Below are 14,749 nucleotides of genomic sequence, written 5' to 3'. Positions count from 1 at the left end.
TACTACCGATTAGATCAGGATAAAAAGGGGATGGAAATATGCGTACAATCTACCTGGATAATGCTGCTTCTACCTGGCCAAAGCCGCCGGAAGTAAGCAGGGCAGTAGCGAAATGTATTGATGAGTATGCTGCAAATCCTGGACGTGGCGGACATAAGCTATCGCTTAAAGCGAGTAAAGCTGTATATCAGGCAAGAGTCCGGCTGGCCCGGCTTTTTAACGTGAAAAATCCAAATGATATTTTCTTTACCGTAAATGCTACACATGCGCTAAACCAAGCAATTAAAGGATTTGTAAAGGCAGGAGACCATGTAATTACGACATCGTTAGAACATAACTCTGTTCGACGTCCATTGGAGTTCTTACGGAAAGAGGCAGGTGTACAAATTACATACATTAAGCCGGAAAATCATCAATTTTCCTTGGATGCCATTACATCTGCTATTCAAACCAATACCACAATGATTGTCGTAAGCCATGCCTCTAATCTGCTAGGCACGATTGCACCAGTAAAGGAAATTGGGCTTATCGCCCGGGAAGCTGGCATTACTTATCTGGTGGATGCTTCACAAACAGCCGGAATCCTTCCGCTTGATGTAGAAGAGATGAAAATTGATATGCTGGCTTTTCCAGGGCATAAAGGCTTGTACGGCCCTCAGGGAACCGGAGGCTTATATGTTCGTTCCTCTGTTGAATTGACACCGTTGTTACATGGCGGAACAGGTAGCCATTCGGAGGAGATTGATCAACCGATGACCCGTCCAGATCGTTATGAGAGTGGCACGTTAAATACACCGGGGATTGTCGGATTGTCTGCCGGTGTGGATTTTGTTCTGAAGACCGGCGTAGAAACTATTCGTCAAAAAGAGTGGACCTTGACGCAGCTTCTATTGGATAAATTGTCCAAGGTAGAAGGGGTGCGTGTTTTTGGACCGGATAAAGACATAGAGCGAGTAGGTGTTGTGCCGTTCATGCTTGAAGGTGTCGATGCATCAGAGCTTGCTTATATTCTGGATCAGGAGTATAACATTGCTGTACGTTCGGGATTTCATTGCACACCCCTTGCACATGAGACGGCTGGAACGAGTGATACGGGTGCTGTCCGGGTCAGCTTTGGATATTTTAATGAGGAAGAAGATATTGACGCGCTCATAAAAGCTTTGCAGGAAATTAAAGAAGCTTTCGTTATATAGAGGAGAGGGACAAGGGGGAGCAACAGGAGTCATGGTATTATTGGGAACAGTTGTGAATACAGCTGCAATTATTGTAGGAGCGCTGCTTGGTTCGTCGTTATCGGGTATTAAAGAAAACATGAGAGTAACCGTAATGCAGGGCATTTCACTTGCAATTTTTGTGCTAGGCATACAGATGGGAATGGCTTCACAAAACTTTTTGTTGGTTATCTTCAGTTTGGTAATTGGAAGCATTCTCGGAGAATGGTGGAAGATAGAAGAGAAATTGCAATCTTTAGGTATTTGGCTGGAGAACAGGGTGGGCGGCAAAGGAAAAGGGAGCATTTCTACCGCCTTCGTCACTGCTACGCTCGTTTATTGCATAGGTGCGATGGCGATTCTCGGCTCACTTGATAGTGGACTGCGTAATGATCATCAAGTATTGTTCACGAAAGCGATGCTTGATGGTTTCGCAGCGATTATTTTTGCTTCTGCTCTTGGTATAGGAGTCATCTTTTCAGCTGTTCCCGTTTTTTTGTATCAAGGCTTGATTGCGCTAAGTGCCTCATACATCAATCAATTCGTTGATGAAAAGCTCATGATGTTAATCGTAAATGAAATTACGGCAACAGGTGGTATCATGATTATGGCCATTTCTATTAATTTGCTGGAATTGAAAAAAATTCGGATTGCCAATATGCTTCCGGCATTGCTGGTGGTCTCTGCTGGTGTGCCAATTATGCATTATTGGTCCCGAATCTGGGAATGGATTGAAAGCTTGCTGTAATACCAAAAGGAGCATATGTTTCACTGCATGGTTAGCTTGATGGCACTCGCGGTGAATCATATGCTCTTTTTTTATTCCGAAGCACTATGGTAAACAGATTTGGGTTGTATATAGCGGGATGGATAGTCTTTTGCCTGTACAATGGCATTGTGGAGTGCAGTAGCGATTACTTCCCCCATTTTCATTACGACATTTAAACGTGTGTTTTGTAAAACGAAATATTCCATAAATCCACCGATATTTACGATGCCTGTAATATGAAAGGTACCTACTTCAGGCAATTGCTTTTTTACTCCAGCTCCTGGTTTGATAGGGCCGTGTGCTACTGTAATCTTTCCTACACTATTTAATTGGCCCAGACAGGCATCAATGGCGATAATAAGTGGATTACGATGTTTATTTTTTACAATATCGATCGTTTCCTGAAGATTAACGGCATGAACGGGAGAATCAAGTGTCCCGTAGATGGATACATTATTCGGATACAGTCGTTCCAGATGTGAGCCGACAATGGGGCCGAGCGCGTCTCCAGTCGAGCGGTCCGTCCCGATGCAAAAAACGACAATCTCGGAATGTCCACGATATACGCGAAGTCGCTGTTGGAGATGCTGGCTTAACAGATCAACGGCTTGTTCCTCTGAATGGTCAACGCGAAACGGATTGGGTGGGTACATTTGTACCGTAGTATTGTCGTTTATCATGCGTACCTCCCATAGTAAAAGAGTGTTATCAGTATACGCCGAAATTTTGGAAAATATACTGCAGTATTACTTTATTCAGAGGTCGGGGAAAAGGGGACAAATATGACAGCAACAAAAACAATTTATTAGTGTTTCTACCACTTGAATAGGGAAATGACACAGACAGGCGCTGTATTTAGCATATGACGCCTATTTTGGTTTTTGTTATATTTTTATATAAAGCTTACAAAAACAAGGAGATACAGATGAACCAGTGTATTTTAATCGCGTTTGACTCTACCCAGCAGGCGTTACGGACGGAAATGTTGCTTGAATATGCGGATATTGAGATTGATACGAGACCGACGCCGAAAGAAATTACGGCCGGGTGTGCTCTTTCCATTGATATACCAGCCGCAGATTTTACCATAGCCAGTCGAATTATTAGAGATGAAAAGGTGGAGATAAAAGGGTATTATCATATGGTGGAAGGTGTATATGTACCTTTTGCCGAACAGGGAGAAAGAGAGCGTGAAGTGTAAAAAGGAGAACAGGAGGAATCGGTTACGTGGATTTTATAAAGTATTATGATGAGTTTATCGCTTACATCACCGATATCGAGAAATGGGTTGCTTTCGGTAAAGTAGGGCTGAAAATTATCCTTATTCTTGTAGTTGCCAGAATTACCGTTACTGTTGCAAGCGCCGCGGTAAACCGAATTTTCCAGGAACGGCAGTCGCAGGGTAACAGGTTAGACTCATTGAGAATAGACCCTCGGCGCAGTCAAACGCTGCGCACATTAATAAACAATATTATTAAATATACGATTTATTTTATTGCCTTCCTTAATGTATTTACCTTTCTTGGTTATGATCCAAAGCCGCTACTGGCAAGTGCCGGAGTATTGGGCCTGGCTATCGGTTTCGGTGCACAAAATCTTGTGCGTGACGTGATTACCGGTTTTTTCATTATTTTTGAGGATCAATTTGCAGTAGGAGATGTAATCACCGTTGGTAAGGTAACAGGTACAGTGCAGGAGATTGGGTTACGAGTTACGCGAATTAAAATCTGGACAGGCGAGGTACACATTATTCCAAATGGAAATATTAAGGATGTAACTAATCTTTCCGTTGCAAATTCATTAGCTGTGGTGGATGTTAGTGTAGCTTATAATGAAGATATTAATGAGGTAGTTAAATTGCTTGAAGAACAGACATCCCGTTGGGAAGAGGAGTACGAACAGGTTGTTGCTACACCAACTGTGCTTGGGGTTGAGCGTTTTGGCACATCCGATGTAGTCATCCGCATTATTGCAGAATGTCAACCAATGCAGCATTATCCTGTCATGCGCGGGTTGCGTGCTGATATTAAGCGAATGTTTGATGAGCGTGGCATTGAGGCACCATATCCGCATATGGTGATGATTCCGCATCCGGGTGAAGAGAGCCAGATGGAGAAAACGGAGAACAAAGAAAAAGCTTCATCCTAAAAAAGGGGGGAAGAAGGTGGAGCGCAAGCAATTCGGTCTTGGAGACATTGTGGAAATGAAAAAGCAGCATCCGTGTGGCACAAATCAATGGAAAATTATCCGTATGGGTATGGACATTCGTTTAAAGTGTCAGGGATGTGAGCATAGCGTATTGATTCCGCGTCATAAATTCGAAAAAAGCTTAAAGAAAGTGTTAGTTCATGCAGAAGAGAATAAACAAGGATAATGATGAGGCAAAAAAGCGAAGACACAGGTTTTCAGTCTTCGCTTTTTTGTATGGGTTATTGCTTCGGATGCCCATTTTCAAAAGCCATTAACAAAATCGGCTTCCTCATTTCTTCAGTTAGCTGCTTTTCAAGTGAACGGATTTTTTCCACCTCTTTTTCGGAAAGAGAAGCGGGGGGATATTCATTCAGATATTCGTTTGCCATCGATCTCACCTCCTGGTTGTAGTATGCCCCGCTTCTACGGGAGCAGGCGGAGGAAGATTCCTTTTTTCCAAACGGACAATCATGCTATAATGATGAAAGTGTTTTGGGAAATTGAAATAAGGAGTGTTTATATACATGTCGAATTCTTGCGGGATTGTAGGTCTTCCTAACGTAGGGAAGTCTACGTTGTTTAATGCAATTACTCAGGCAGGGGCTGAGTCGGCCAACTATCCGTTCTGTACGATTGAACCAAATGTAGGAATCGTGGAAGTTCCGGATGTACGTCTGCAAAAACTGACAGAGCTGGTCGTTCCAAATCGTACGGTTCCAACTGCATTCCAGTTTGTTGATATCGCAGGTCTTGTGCGTGGTGCCAGCAAAGGGGAGGGTCTTGGCAACCAGTTTCTTTCTCATATCCGGGAAGTAGATGCGATTGCACATGTTGTCCGTTGCTTTGAGGATGAGAATATTACGCATGTAGAGGGAAAAATTGATCCCATTAATGATATTACCACTATTAATTTAGAATTGATCCTTGCAGATTTGGAGTCGGTTGAACGACGGGTAGATCGCCTAGGCCGGAAGGTGAAATCCGGGGATAAAGAAGCAAAAGCTGAATATGATGTACTGTTAAAGCTGCGGGATGCATTGGAAAATGAGAAGCCGGCCCGGAGCCTAGAGTTGACGGACGATGAGAAGAAAATGGTTCGGCATTTCCATTTGTTGACGATGAAGCCGGTACTTTATGTTACGAATGTTAGTGAAGACGGAATCCAAGAAGCGGAGAATGGACAGAACCCGCATGTAGAGAAAGTAAAGGAATTCGCTGCTGCCGAAGGTTCAGGCGTAGTTATTATTTCGGCGAAGGTAGAATCGGAAATCGCAGAGATGGATGAAGAAGACAAAGCGATGTTCTTAGAAGAGCTTGGCCTTGAGGAATCCGGTCTGGATCGGTTGATTCGCGAAGCATACGCGCTGCTTGGTTTGATTACGTATTTTACTGCAGGCGTGCAGGAGGTACGCGCGTGGACGATTCGCCGTGGAACGAAAGCGCCGCAGGCAGCGGCCGTTATTCACAACGACTTTGAGCGTGGCTTTATCCGGGCCGAAGTAGTAGCATATAATGACTTAGTTGAGGCAGGTTCTACAGCGAAAGCAAAGGAGAACGGCAAGTTCCGCCTCGAAGGAAAAGAATATGTAGTAGCGGACGGAGATATTATGCATTTCCGATTTAATGTATAACTTTTGATTACCAAGCTCATATGTATGTAAAGAAGACTTGTTAAACGTCCGGAGATTTTAATGTCTGCGGTTAATGACAGGTCTTTTTTAATTATATATAAAAGTAAAAATTAAAGTGGATTCACATGTAAAAATATGGTAAAATATAAATGTAAAAACAATCTCATATGGCTGCTTCTGTTGATATGAATTGGAGAGTATGTGAAAAAATACTTGCGATGAACATCGAAATTCATTATAATTGTGAAATGCGAGTTTAGAATTGCCACGTGTGAAACGGGCTCGCTCCTTGTCCCATATATCATATGGGGCCGTTTAGACCAAAAGGAGGTGAATAGTATGCGCAAATACGAAGTTATGTACATCTTGCGCCCAGACCTTCAAGAAGAAGCCACTAAGGCTAACGTTGAACGTTTCTCCAATGTAATCACGGAGGACGGCGGCGAAATGGAGAAGGTTACTGAAATGGGTAAAAAGCGTCTGGCATATGAAATCGATGATCATCGTGAAGGTTTCTATGTGCTCATGAATTTCCAATCCGAGCCGCAGGCTGTTAATGAGATGGAACGTCTGATGAAGATTAGCGACGATGTGATTCGTTACCTGGTTGTTCGTGAAGACGAAAAATAAGTCTGATGATTTGGAGGGGTTATCGTGTTGAATCGTGCGGTACTGTTAGGTCGCTTAACGAAAGATCCGGAGATGCGCTATACGCCAAGCGGAACAGCTGTAACCACATTTACGCTTGCTATCGATCGTCGAATGACAAACCAGCAAGGTGAGCGGGAAACAGATTTTCTCCCGATTGTGGTGTGGAGTAAGCTGGCTGAGCTGTGTGCGCAGTATCTGAAAAAAGGACAGCAAGCTGCCGTGGAGGGGCGCATTCAAGTGCGCAACGTGCGTCCGTAAGGGCGTCTAAGGAATCTACCTTTAGCAAGTAGCAGGTTAGGTCACAACAAAACCTGTCGTCAACCAACTTATCCGTAAGGGAAACCAAACGGGGAGTGTAGCATGTTGGTAAAGTCATAAGTCGATTAGTTACCAAATCGCGACTGAATGGCAAGACGAAAAGTTACAGACGAGGATAAAAGCCGAATTGCTTGAACGACAGCCCGAGGGAGATAGGACTTGACTCATGACGGAAGGTAACTACAAACGTCATGCAACCTTGAGTGTTCGCCTTAGTTTCGACCGAACACCTCATGGCATAGTGCTAATAGTTGCGTAGCACTAGCGTAGTGACCCGAGGTTGACCACCTTCGATAAGGAATGGAAAGGGCGGAAATCGTATCCGACACTGTAACAAGCTATGTCTTTAGACGTACTAAACGGAGATTACCTAAGTTGGAAAGCTCTAACGGGGCTATGGCTATATGAGCCTGAATATCCAATATGGTAACGGAGCTTCCGTAGTAGTCTGAGATGGTAAGGGATTATTTAACATCCCTGAAAGCGAGGCATCGTGAGGGAAAGCCCATCACATGGCGAAGGGAAGCAGTTATCTAGTTTAATACGAAATTGGAAAGGAGCGAGAGGCTCTATGAGAAGTCCAACAGTAGTATTGAACAGTCTAGCGTCCAAATCAAAAGATGCCGATTATAAATATCGCAGATTGTATAGGAATCTGTACAACCCACATTTTTACCTTGAAGCATATGCAAAAATATATGCAAATGAAGGTAACATGACAGCGGGAACAGATGGAAAAACAATCGACGGTATGAATATCGAAAGGGTTAACCAAATCATCGCACGACTACAAGATTTCAGCTATCAACCTCAGCCAGCCAAAAGGACATACATCCCTAAGAAAAACGGTGGAAAAAGACCTTTAGGCATCCCCTCATTCGACGATAAGCTGGTACAAGAAGTAGTCAGGAGAATCCTTGAAGCTATTTATGAGGGTACATTTTCGGACAGATCACATGGATTCCGACCAAACAGAAGTTGCCATACTGCACTCATCCAGATACAAGCTACATTTACAGCAGTAAAGTGGTTTGTAGAAGGTGATATAAAAGGCTTTTTTGATAACATTGACCATCATGTACTCATCAACATTCTTCGAAAAAGAATTGAAGACGAAAAATTCCTTGACCTCATTTGGAAATTTCTGAAGGCAGGATATATGGAGGATTGGCAACTTAACAAAACGTACAGTGGTACACCACAAGGTGGCGTTATCAGCCCTATCCTATCTAATATCTATCTTAACGAACTCGACCAATACGTTGAGAAATATAAGAAAACCTTCGATAAAGGAATCAAAAGAGCAAAGAATACAATGTACAAAACGGCATGTCAAAGAGCTGACAGGCTCAAAGCCAAATATAAGCAGGTATGGGACACAATGAATGAGGAGGAAAAGCTCAAAGCAACAAAAGAGCTTAAAGAACTGCAAAAAGTCGCCCGACAATATCCATCAGCCGACCCATTTGATGAAGGATACAGAAGGTTACAGTACGTAAGGTACGCAGACGACTTCCTCATAGGAATAATCGGAACCAAGGAAGAAGCACAGCAAATCAAGAAAGACCTTACGGTCTTCCTTAAAGAAGAGCTAAAACTCGAACTGTCACAAGAAAAAACTCTTATAACACATAGCAGTAAAAAGGCACACTTCTTGAGCTACGACATTGACATTACCAGACATCAAATGTCGAAAAGGAATAAGAATGGACATCTGCAAAGAGTCAATAACCAACGTGTTAGACTTATGATGCCCAAAGAGGCATGGCAGAAGAACCTTCTTAAGACTGGAACGCTGAAAATCACTAAAAATGATGAATGGGAATCCACGCATAGAAGGTATCTTGTTAATAATGACGACCTCGAAATCATCAGTATATACAATGCAGAGATAAGAGGGTTGTACAATTACTATAAGCTGGCGTTAAATGTCCACTCCTTAAACAAGTATAAACACTTCATGAAGTACAGCTTTCTGAAAACACTTGCCAACAAGTATAAGTCAACCGTAGGAAAAATGGCGGACAAATACAAAATCGACGGACAATTAGCCGTTCGATACCAAACTAAGGAAGGACAAAAAATAAGGTACTTCTATAATGAAGGCTTCAAGAAACAAAAGCTAATAGGAAACAACAGTCAGGATATTGACAAGGAACCCATAATCCAGATGTACAGCGGTCGTACGAGTCTCATCGACAGGCTTTTAGCTAACCAATGCGAATGGTGCAAGACGGAAAATATGCCTCTTCACATGCATCACGTTAAGAAGCTAAAAGACCTAGCAGGAAAAAAACGATGGGAACAACATATGATTGCCAGAAATCGTAAAACAATGGCAATATGCGAACCATGTCATCGGGACTTACATGCAGGACGTTTAGATTGATAATGGAGAGCCGTATACATCGAGAGATGTACGTACGGTTCGGGGGAGAGTACAAGTAAACCTGCTTTAAGACACCATAGCAAAGGGAACCAATTCGTATAGCACATATGACTAAACGAACGGGTCAGGTGGAATTAAAGAAAGGCGACGGGTGCTTATCCTACTACGAGAACAAGGAAGGCCGTAGAGTCTATGTGACGGAAATTGTGGCTGAGAATGTCCAATTCTTGGGCGGTGGACAAGGCCAAGGCGGAGAATCGTCGTATGCAGGCGGTTTTGATAAGCCAGTTTCCTCGTTTGGAGGCGGCGGTAGCGGACGTTCACGCGATTCATTTAATGATAATCCCTTTGCTAACGATCAGAAACCGATTGATATATCGGATGATGACTTACCATTTTAATAACGCTACGGTATGATTTTTTATAAAAGGAGGGAATTTTCATGGCACAACGTCGTGGACGTGGTAAGCGTCGTAAAGTGTGTTATTTTACTTCCAACAAAATTACACACATCGACTACAAAGATGTAGATTTGCTGAAGAAATTCGTCAGCGAACGCGGTAAGATTTTACCTCGCCGTGTGACTGGCACTTCTGCAAAATATCAGCGTATGCTGACTGTTGCAATCAAACGTGCTCGTCAAATTGCTCTGTTGCCTTACGTAACGGAGTAGGATAGATTATGAAAGAGGCAGAGAGAAACTCTCTTGCCTCTTTCTTTCGTTTTATTGGCTGTTTGTTTGCCACATGGCGGGCTTTATGATAAATTTAGTGGGGTTTCATTGATGATGTGAAGAATTGGAGTGAAGCACCTGTGCGAAGTAATGTGCGAGCGATACTGGAAGGCGCGTTTATGAGCGCGATTTTCCTTGTGCTCTTTTTTGTGGCATTTTACACGCCCCTAAGCGTGGTTGCTGCTTTTGCATTGCCTGTACCGTTCTCGATATACGGATATCGCCACGATACGAGAATGGGTGTACTGACGGTATTGGTCGCTGCAATTTTATCGTTTATTTTTACCAGTTTCCCAGGATTGTTGATTTCTTTGCCAGCGGCGGTTATGGGACTGGTCATGGGGATTGCCTACCGAAAGCAAAAATCTGCCCGGTATGTTCTCGTGCTTGGAATGGTGACGCAGCTTGCCTTCATATTTGTCAGTATCGGAATTGTCTTGGCCATTACACAAACTAACCCGGTGAATGATATGATTGAAGGGATGGGTAAGCTATCGAATCAAATGCTTACCGAGATGCAAGGGCAAGTAGATCATTCGATTAAACAGCTTCCGCCTGAGCAGCAGAACGGAATTCAGGGAAAACAGCTTGCACGGGTTAAGGAATCACTTGAAAGTATGAAAGTGCAGCTTCCTGTTTTAATTTCGGCGATCCTTCCCGGACTGTTAATCTCATCGTCGTTGCTAGCAGCATTGATTAACCACGGGCTGTTCCGAAAGGTTTTGCAACGGATGGGCACGCAAATTCAGGCGCTTCCTGCTTTACATAATTTGCGCTTTCCCCGTTCCATTTTGTATTATTATCTTATTGTACTCTTTTTGTTTATGATACCGGAGCTGCACACGTACCGTTTTCTTTACACGGTAGTATTGAATGTAATGATTGTGCTCCAGCTTTTGTTTGCTGTTCAGGCACTGGGCTTTGTTGCATACTGGATTCATAAACGAAATGTAAGCAAAGGTCTTTTGATTCTCGCGGTTATCTTATTTCTAATTCCGCCATTTACCTATATACTACTTTTAATAGGAGTTTTGGATGTAGGATTTAACCTGCGGAATCGATTTTTCAATAATAGGAGCTGAGTATATGCCGAAGTTCCTGGCAAAACGCTGGTTTGGCTCGCATATGATCCTCGCTCTCGTTTTTTGCTTGCTGGCGGCCGGATTACTTGCCGTATACGTGCACTGGCTATTTGCGGTAGTGGGATTTTTCGTCATTGCAGGCAGTGGATATCTTGCGTTTTATAACCAGCGGCTTTTTCGTGATGAGATGGAAGCCTATATTTCAACACTGAGCCATCGCATCAAAAAAGCGGGGGATGAAGTCATTAATGAGATGCCGTTCGGGATTGTGCTTTATAATGAAGACAAAACCATTGAATGGCATAATCCATATCTGCAGCAGATAACGGAAAACGAGAACTTGATTGGCGAATCGCTGCTTGATGTATTTCCGCCGCTTACAGATATGAAAGATAACCAGTTACAGGCGGAGATTACGTACCGTCAACGTATTTATGAAATTCTGCATCGTCCCGGAGAGCGACTGCTTTACTTTAAGGATGTGACCGAATTCAAAGAGTTACAGATGCATTATAATGAAGAGAAGCTAGTACTGGCTATTGTGCATCTCGATAACCTGGATGAAGTGGCACAAGGTATGGATGAGCAGAGCCGCAGCCTTCTGTTGACCAATGTGACAGGTGCGATTACAAAATGGGCCCAGAATTACGGTATTTACTTGCGTCGGTTTTCTTCCGACAAGTTTCTCGCAATATTCGATCGAGGAACATTGGAGCAGTTGGAGGCCACACGGTTTGATATTCTGGATGTAGTGCGGGAGATGACCAGCAAGAATAAAATCCCGATCACATTGAGCATTGGTGTAGGTGCAGGGATCGACACATTTATCGAGTTGGGCGAGATGGCTCAGTCAAGTTTGGATATGTCATTGGGTCGTGGCGGTGATCAGGCAGCTGTTAAAATCAAAGACAAAATCACATTTTATGGTGGCAAATCGAACGCTGTCGAAAAGCGAAATAGGGTGCGTGCCCGCGTGATTTCTCATGCATTACGGGACTTAATGCTGGAAAGCGATCTTGTTCTCATTATGGGTCACAAGATGCCGGATATGGATGCCATCGGCGCAGCCATTGGTGTACTGAAAGCAGTGCATGCGGCACAGAAACAAGGCTATATCGTACTTGATGAGAGTAATCCCGCCATTGAGCGTCTCATGCAGGAAGTAGAGGAACACGAATATCTGAATGATTATTTCATTACAAGCGATCAGGCAGTACAGATAGTAACGAGACGTACGCTGGTCGTCGTAGTAGATACCCATCGTCCATCGATGACGATTGAGCCGCGTTTATTAAATGCGACGAATAAGATTGTTCTTATTGATCACCATCGCCGTTCGGCGGAATTTATTGCTGACCCGGTACTTATCTATCTGGAGCCGTATGCTTCGTCCACCAGTGAGCTTGTTACGGAACTGTTACAGTATCAGGGAGAAAACTTGAAGCTTGATGTATTAGAGGCAACTGCATTGCTTGCCGGTATTGTAGTTGATACGAAGAGCTTTGCATTCCGTACCGGCTCGCGGACATTTGAAGCCGCATCTTTTCTGAGACGCAAAGGTGCCGATACATCGCTGGTGCAGGTACTGCTTAAAGAAGATTTAGCCCAATATATTCGACGCTCTGAGATTGTTCAGCATACAGAAGTTTTGGGCGGCTCAATTGCTATTGCAACAGGAAAAGAAAATGAAAAATATGGGCAATTGCTTATTGCACAGGCAGCAGATACACTGCTTACAATGGCTGGCATCGAAGCGTCGTTTGTCGTCTGTCGCAGGCCGGATGACCTAATCGCCATTAGCGCACGCTCTTTGGGTGATTTTAACGTCCAGGTGGTAATGGAGCAGATGGGAGGCGGCGGTCATTTGAATAATGCAGCGACGCAGCTGAAAGATGTGACCGTGGTCGAGGCGGTGGAACAGCTTAAGCAAGTGCTTAAGAATTATCAAGGGGGGAAACTGAAATGAAAGTAATTTTACTGCAAGATATAAAAGGCCAGGGTAAAAAAGGGGAAGTTAAGGAAGTTTCCGAAGGGTATGCTCGTAACTTTCTGTTGAAGAAAGGTCTGGCGAAGGAAGCGACGCCAGGCAATGTAAAAATGCAGGAAGCCCACAAGAAAAGTGAAGAAAAGCGTAAGCAGGAAGAGCTGGAAGAAGCAAAGAAAGTAGCGAAGGTAATGGAAGAGACGACTATTACCATTAAGGCTAAATCCGGTGAAGGCGGGCGCTTGTTTGGCGGTGTAAGCTCTAAGCAAATCGCTGAAGAATTGAAAAAAGCGAATTTTAAGGTGGATAAACGTAAAATCGAACTGCCTGAACCGATTCGCACTCTTGGCTATACAAATGTGCCAATCAAACTTCATCAGGAAGTTACAGCGACAGTGAAGGTACATGTCGTTGAAGAATAGAATTGAGGGATAGACCATGAGTGATATTTTCCTCGATCGCATTCCACCCCAAAACATGGAGGCCGAACAGGCCGTTTTGGGGGCTATTTTTTTGGAGCGGGAAGCGCTGATTACAGCTACGGACATTTTGGTGGCAGAAGATTTCTATCGAACCTCTCATCAACGTATCTTTCAGGTTATGATAGATCTAGGGGAGCGTAATGAGCCGGTTGACCTTGTTACAGTAACAGCGGAGCTAGAGAATCGTAAGCAGCTTGACGAGGTAGGCGGGGTCTCGTATCTGACCGATTTGGCTACATCGGTACCGACTGCATCCAATATAGGGTACTATGCCCGGATTGTAGAGGAGAAGTCGACCCTGCGAAGGTTAATTCGTGCGGCTACGAAAATTGTAACGGACGGATATACAGCAGGTGAAGATGTACCCGGCTTGTTGAGTGATGCTGAGAAGACAATTATGCAAATCTCTCAGCGCCAACGAACGTCAAGCTTCCAGCACATTAAAGACGTGTTGATGGAGACGTATGAGCACATTGAGACGTTGTCGAATAATAAAGGAGAGATTACCGGATTGCCGAGTGGCTATCCTGATCTTGATAAGATGACGGCAGGGCTCAAGCCTTCCGAGCTTATCATACTGGCTGCCCGGCCAGCGGTAGGTAAGACGGCATTCGCGCTAAATGTGGCACAGAATGTGGCAGCACGCGCCGGAGCACCGGTCGCTATCTTCAGTCTGGAGATGTCAGCAACACAGCTGGTACAGCGGATGATCTGCGCGGAGGGCAATATTGATGCCCAACGTATGCGGACAGGTTATTTTGCTGAGGAAGACTGGCATAAGCTGACGATGGCGATCGGAACGCTAGCCAATGCGCCTATTTATATTGACGATACACCGGGAATTACGATAAGCGAAATTCGCTCGAAATGCCGGCGCCTCAAGGCAGAGGCGGGCTTAGGCCTAATTCTTATCGATTATCTGCAATTAATTACCGGGCGAAAGGGCGGTGGCGGTGATAACCGTCAACAAGAAATCTCGGAGATCTCCCGGACGTTAAAATTGATTGCTCGTGAGTTGGAATGCCCGGTCATTGCCCTGTCCCAACTGAGCCGTGCAGTGGAGCAGCGACAGGATAAACGCCCAATGCTTTCCGATATTCGTGAAAGTGGTAGTATAGAGCAGGATGCGGATATGGTTGCTTTTCTGTATAGAGATGATTATTATGATAAAGAAACTGAACGTAAGAATATTATCGAAGTGATTATCGGTAAGCAACGTAGTGGACCTACGGGTACAGTTGAGTTGGCTTTTCTCAAGGAATATAACAAATTCGTCAGCCTCAGCCAGCATGATGCTCCCGGTTAATCG

Annotated in this window: 15 protein-coding genes and 2 pseudogenes; 15 read left to right on the top strand and 2 right to left on the bottom strand. The window is 44.0% G+C overall.

Going from position 1 to position 14,749, the window contains the following annotated elements:
• The first annotated feature begins 38 nt into the window (after window positions 1-38).
• Both HMPREF0083_RS04990 and HMPREF0083_RS04985 read left to right on the top strand, forming a co-directional pair.
• Window positions 39-1,193 carry an aminotransferase class V-fold PLP-dependent enzyme gene (locus tag HMPREF0083_RS04990; RefSeq protein WP_021620006.1) on the top strand — a complete coding sequence of 385 codons (1,155 nt, stop codon included), beginning with the start codon at window positions 39-41 and terminating at the stop codon, window positions 1,191-1,193.
• Between the two features lie 31 nt (window positions 1,194-1,224).
• A complete protein-coding gene (locus HMPREF0083_RS04985) occupies window positions 1,225-1,959 on the top strand; it encodes a DUF554 domain-containing protein (protein WP_021620005.1) in 735 nt (244 codons plus the stop codon).
• 71 nt (window positions 1,960-2,030) lie between these two features.
• Here HMPREF0083_RS04985 and yyaC read toward each other — a convergent pair whose 3' ends face one another.
• Window positions 2,031-2,660, bottom strand: coding sequence for a spore protease YyaC (gene yyaC, locus HMPREF0083_RS04980; protein ID WP_021620004.1), 630 nt, complete (start codon window positions 2,658-2,660; stop codon window positions 2,031-2,033).
• Between the two features lie 245 nt (window positions 2,661-2,905).
• On the opposite strand from yyaC, the gene HMPREF0083_RS04975 reads away from it, so the two are divergent.
• From HMPREF0083_RS04975 to HMPREF0083_RS04965, 3 genes are read left to right on the top strand one after another with little or no spacing between them, the layout of a single operon-like run.
• Window positions 2,906-3,181, top strand: coding sequence for a putative Se/S carrier protein (locus tag HMPREF0083_RS04975; protein ID WP_040301527.1), 276 nt, complete (start codon window positions 2,906-2,908; stop codon window positions 3,179-3,181).
• A gap of 26 nt (window positions 3,182-3,207) precedes the next feature.
• Window positions 3,208-4,128 (top strand): mechanosensitive ion channel family protein, encoded by a 921-nt coding sequence (locus HMPREF0083_RS04970; RefSeq protein WP_021620002.1) that lies wholly within the window; start codon window positions 3,208-3,210, stop codon window positions 4,126-4,128.
• Between the two features lie 16 nt (window positions 4,129-4,144).
• Window positions 4,145-4,354, top strand: a complete 210-nt coding sequence (locus HMPREF0083_RS04965; RefSeq protein WP_021620001.1) for a DUF951 domain-containing protein — start codon at window positions 4,145-4,147, stop codon at window positions 4,352-4,354.
• A gap of 55 nt (window positions 4,355-4,409) precedes the next feature.
• Here the strand turns inward: HMPREF0083_RS04965 and HMPREF0083_RS27860 are convergent, their stop codons facing one another.
• Window positions 4,410-4,559 carry a hypothetical protein gene (locus tag HMPREF0083_RS27860; RefSeq protein WP_021620000.1) on the bottom strand — a complete coding sequence of 50 codons (150 nt, stop codon included), beginning with the start codon at window positions 4,557-4,559 and terminating at the stop codon, window positions 4,410-4,412.
• A 135-nt stretch (window positions 4,560-4,694) separates the two neighbouring features.
• Between HMPREF0083_RS27860 and ychF the strand changes: the two genes are divergently transcribed.
• From ychF to dnaB, 10 genes and pseudogenes are all read left to right on the top strand, one after another.
• Window positions 4,695-5,801 carry a redox-regulated ATPase YchF gene (gene ychF / locus HMPREF0083_RS04960; RefSeq protein ID WP_021619998.1) on the top strand — a complete coding sequence of 369 codons (1,107 nt, stop codon included), beginning with the start codon at window positions 4,695-4,697 and terminating at the stop codon, window positions 5,799-5,801.
• A 339-nt stretch (window positions 5,802-6,140) separates the two neighbouring features.
• Complete coding sequence (rpsF, locus tag HMPREF0083_RS04955) at window positions 6,141-6,431, top strand: 30S ribosomal protein S6 (protein ID WP_040301525.1); 291 nt, start codon at window positions 6,141-6,143, stop codon at window positions 6,429-6,431.
• 24 nt (window positions 6,432-6,455) lie between these two features.
• Window positions 6,456-6,698: pseudogene (locus tag HMPREF0083_RS04950) on the top strand (single-stranded DNA-binding protein); the annotation flags it as partial.
• A gap of 643 nt (window positions 6,699-7,341) precedes the next feature.
• A complete protein-coding gene (locus HMPREF0083_RS04945) occupies window positions 7,342-9,159 on the top strand; it encodes a reverse transcriptase/maturase family protein (RefSeq protein ID WP_021619995.1) in 1,818 nt (605 codons plus the stop codon).
• 134 nt (window positions 9,160-9,293) lie between these two features.
• Window positions 9,294-9,560, top strand: a pseudogene (locus HMPREF0083_RS04940) (single stranded DNA-binding domain-containing protein); the annotation flags it as partial.
• A 41-nt stretch (window positions 9,561-9,601) separates the two neighbouring features.
• Complete coding sequence (rpsR, locus tag HMPREF0083_RS04935) at window positions 9,602-9,832, top strand: 30S ribosomal protein S18 (protein WP_021619993.1); 231 nt, start codon at window positions 9,602-9,604, stop codon at window positions 9,830-9,832.
• Between the two features lie 179 nt (window positions 9,833-10,011).
• Window positions 10,012-10,974, top strand: a complete 963-nt coding sequence (locus tag HMPREF0083_RS04930) for a YybS family protein (RefSeq protein WP_040301523.1) — start codon at window positions 10,012-10,014, stop codon at window positions 10,972-10,974.
• A gap of 4 nt (window positions 10,975-10,978) precedes the next feature.
• Window positions 10,979-12,940: a DHH family phosphoesterase gene (locus tag HMPREF0083_RS04925; RefSeq protein WP_021619991.1), complete on the top strand. Its 1,962-nt coding sequence runs from the start codon at window positions 10,979-10,981 to the stop codon at window positions 12,938-12,940.
• Complete coding sequence (rplI, locus tag HMPREF0083_RS04920; RefSeq protein ID WP_021619990.1) at window positions 12,937-13,380, top strand: 50S ribosomal protein L9; 444 nt, start codon at window positions 12,937-12,939, stop codon at window positions 13,378-13,380. The genes HMPREF0083_RS04925 and rplI overlap by 4 nt, the downstream gene beginning before the upstream one ends.
• Before the next feature lie 16 nt (window positions 13,381-13,396).
• Window positions 13,397-14,746, top strand: a complete 1,350-nt coding sequence (gene dnaB, locus HMPREF0083_RS04915; protein ID WP_021619989.1) for a replicative DNA helicase — start codon at window positions 13,397-13,399, stop codon at window positions 14,744-14,746.
• Window positions 14,747-14,749: the final 3 nt, after the last annotated feature.

It is taken from the genome of Aneurinibacillus aneurinilyticus ATCC 12856, from assembly GCF_000466385.1.
In the GTDB taxonomy this organism is placed as follows: Bacteria; Bacillota; Bacilli; order Aneurinibacillales; family Aneurinibacillaceae; genus Aneurinibacillus; species Aneurinibacillus aneurinilyticus.
Note: the sequence above shows the minus strand (reverse complement) of the source record. Positions and strands in the feature narration are given on the sequence as shown.

Excerpts from the sequence above, each read along its gene's own strand:
- HMPREF0083_RS04990 (WP_021620006.1), top strand. The coding sequence starts at position 39 with ATGCGTACAATCTACCTGGATAATGCTGCTTCTACCTGGCCAAAGCCG.
- HMPREF0083_RS04975 (WP_040301527.1), top strand. The coding sequence starts at position 2,906 with ATGAACCAGTGTATTTTAATCGCGTTTGACTCTACCCAGCAGGCGTTA.
- HMPREF0083_RS04925 (WP_021619991.1), top strand. The coding sequence starts at position 10,979 with ATGCCGAAGTTCCTGGCAAAACGCTGGTTTGGCTCGCATATGATCCTC.
- ychF (WP_021619998.1), top strand. The coding sequence starts at position 4,695 with ATGTCGAATTCTTGCGGGATTGTAGGTCTTCCTAACGTAGGGAAGTCT.
- dnaB (WP_021619989.1), top strand. The coding sequence starts at position 13,397 with ATGAGTGATATTTTCCTCGATCGCATTCCACCCCAAAACATGGAGGCC.
- rpsR (WP_021619993.1), top strand. The coding sequence starts at position 9,602 with ATGGCACAACGTCGTGGACGTGGTAAGCGTCGTAAAGTGTGTTATTTT.
- rplI (WP_021619990.1), top strand. The coding sequence starts at position 12,937 with ATGAAAGTAATTTTACTGCAAGATATAAAAGGCCAGGGTAAAAAAGGG.
- HMPREF0083_RS27860 (WP_021620000.1), bottom strand. The coding sequence starts at position 4,559 with ATGGCAAACGAATATCTGAATGAATATCCCCCCGCTTCTCTTTCCGAA.
- rpsF (WP_040301525.1), top strand. The coding sequence starts at position 6,141 with ATGCGCAAATACGAAGTTATGTACATCTTGCGCCCAGACCTTCAAGAA.
- HMPREF0083_RS04945 (WP_021619995.1), top strand. The coding sequence starts at position 7,342 with ATGAGAAGTCCAACAGTAGTATTGAACAGTCTAGCGTCCAAATCAAAA.
- HMPREF0083_RS04985 (WP_021620005.1), top strand. The coding sequence starts at position 1,225 with ATGGTATTATTGGGAACAGTTGTGAATACAGCTGCAATTATTGTAGGA.
- yyaC (WP_021620004.1), bottom strand. The coding sequence starts at position 2,660 with ATGATAAACGACAATACTACGGTACAAATGTACCCACCCAATCCGTTT.
- HMPREF0083_RS04930 (WP_040301523.1), top strand. The coding sequence starts at position 10,012 with ATGAGCGCGATTTTCCTTGTGCTCTTTTTTGTGGCATTTTACACGCCC.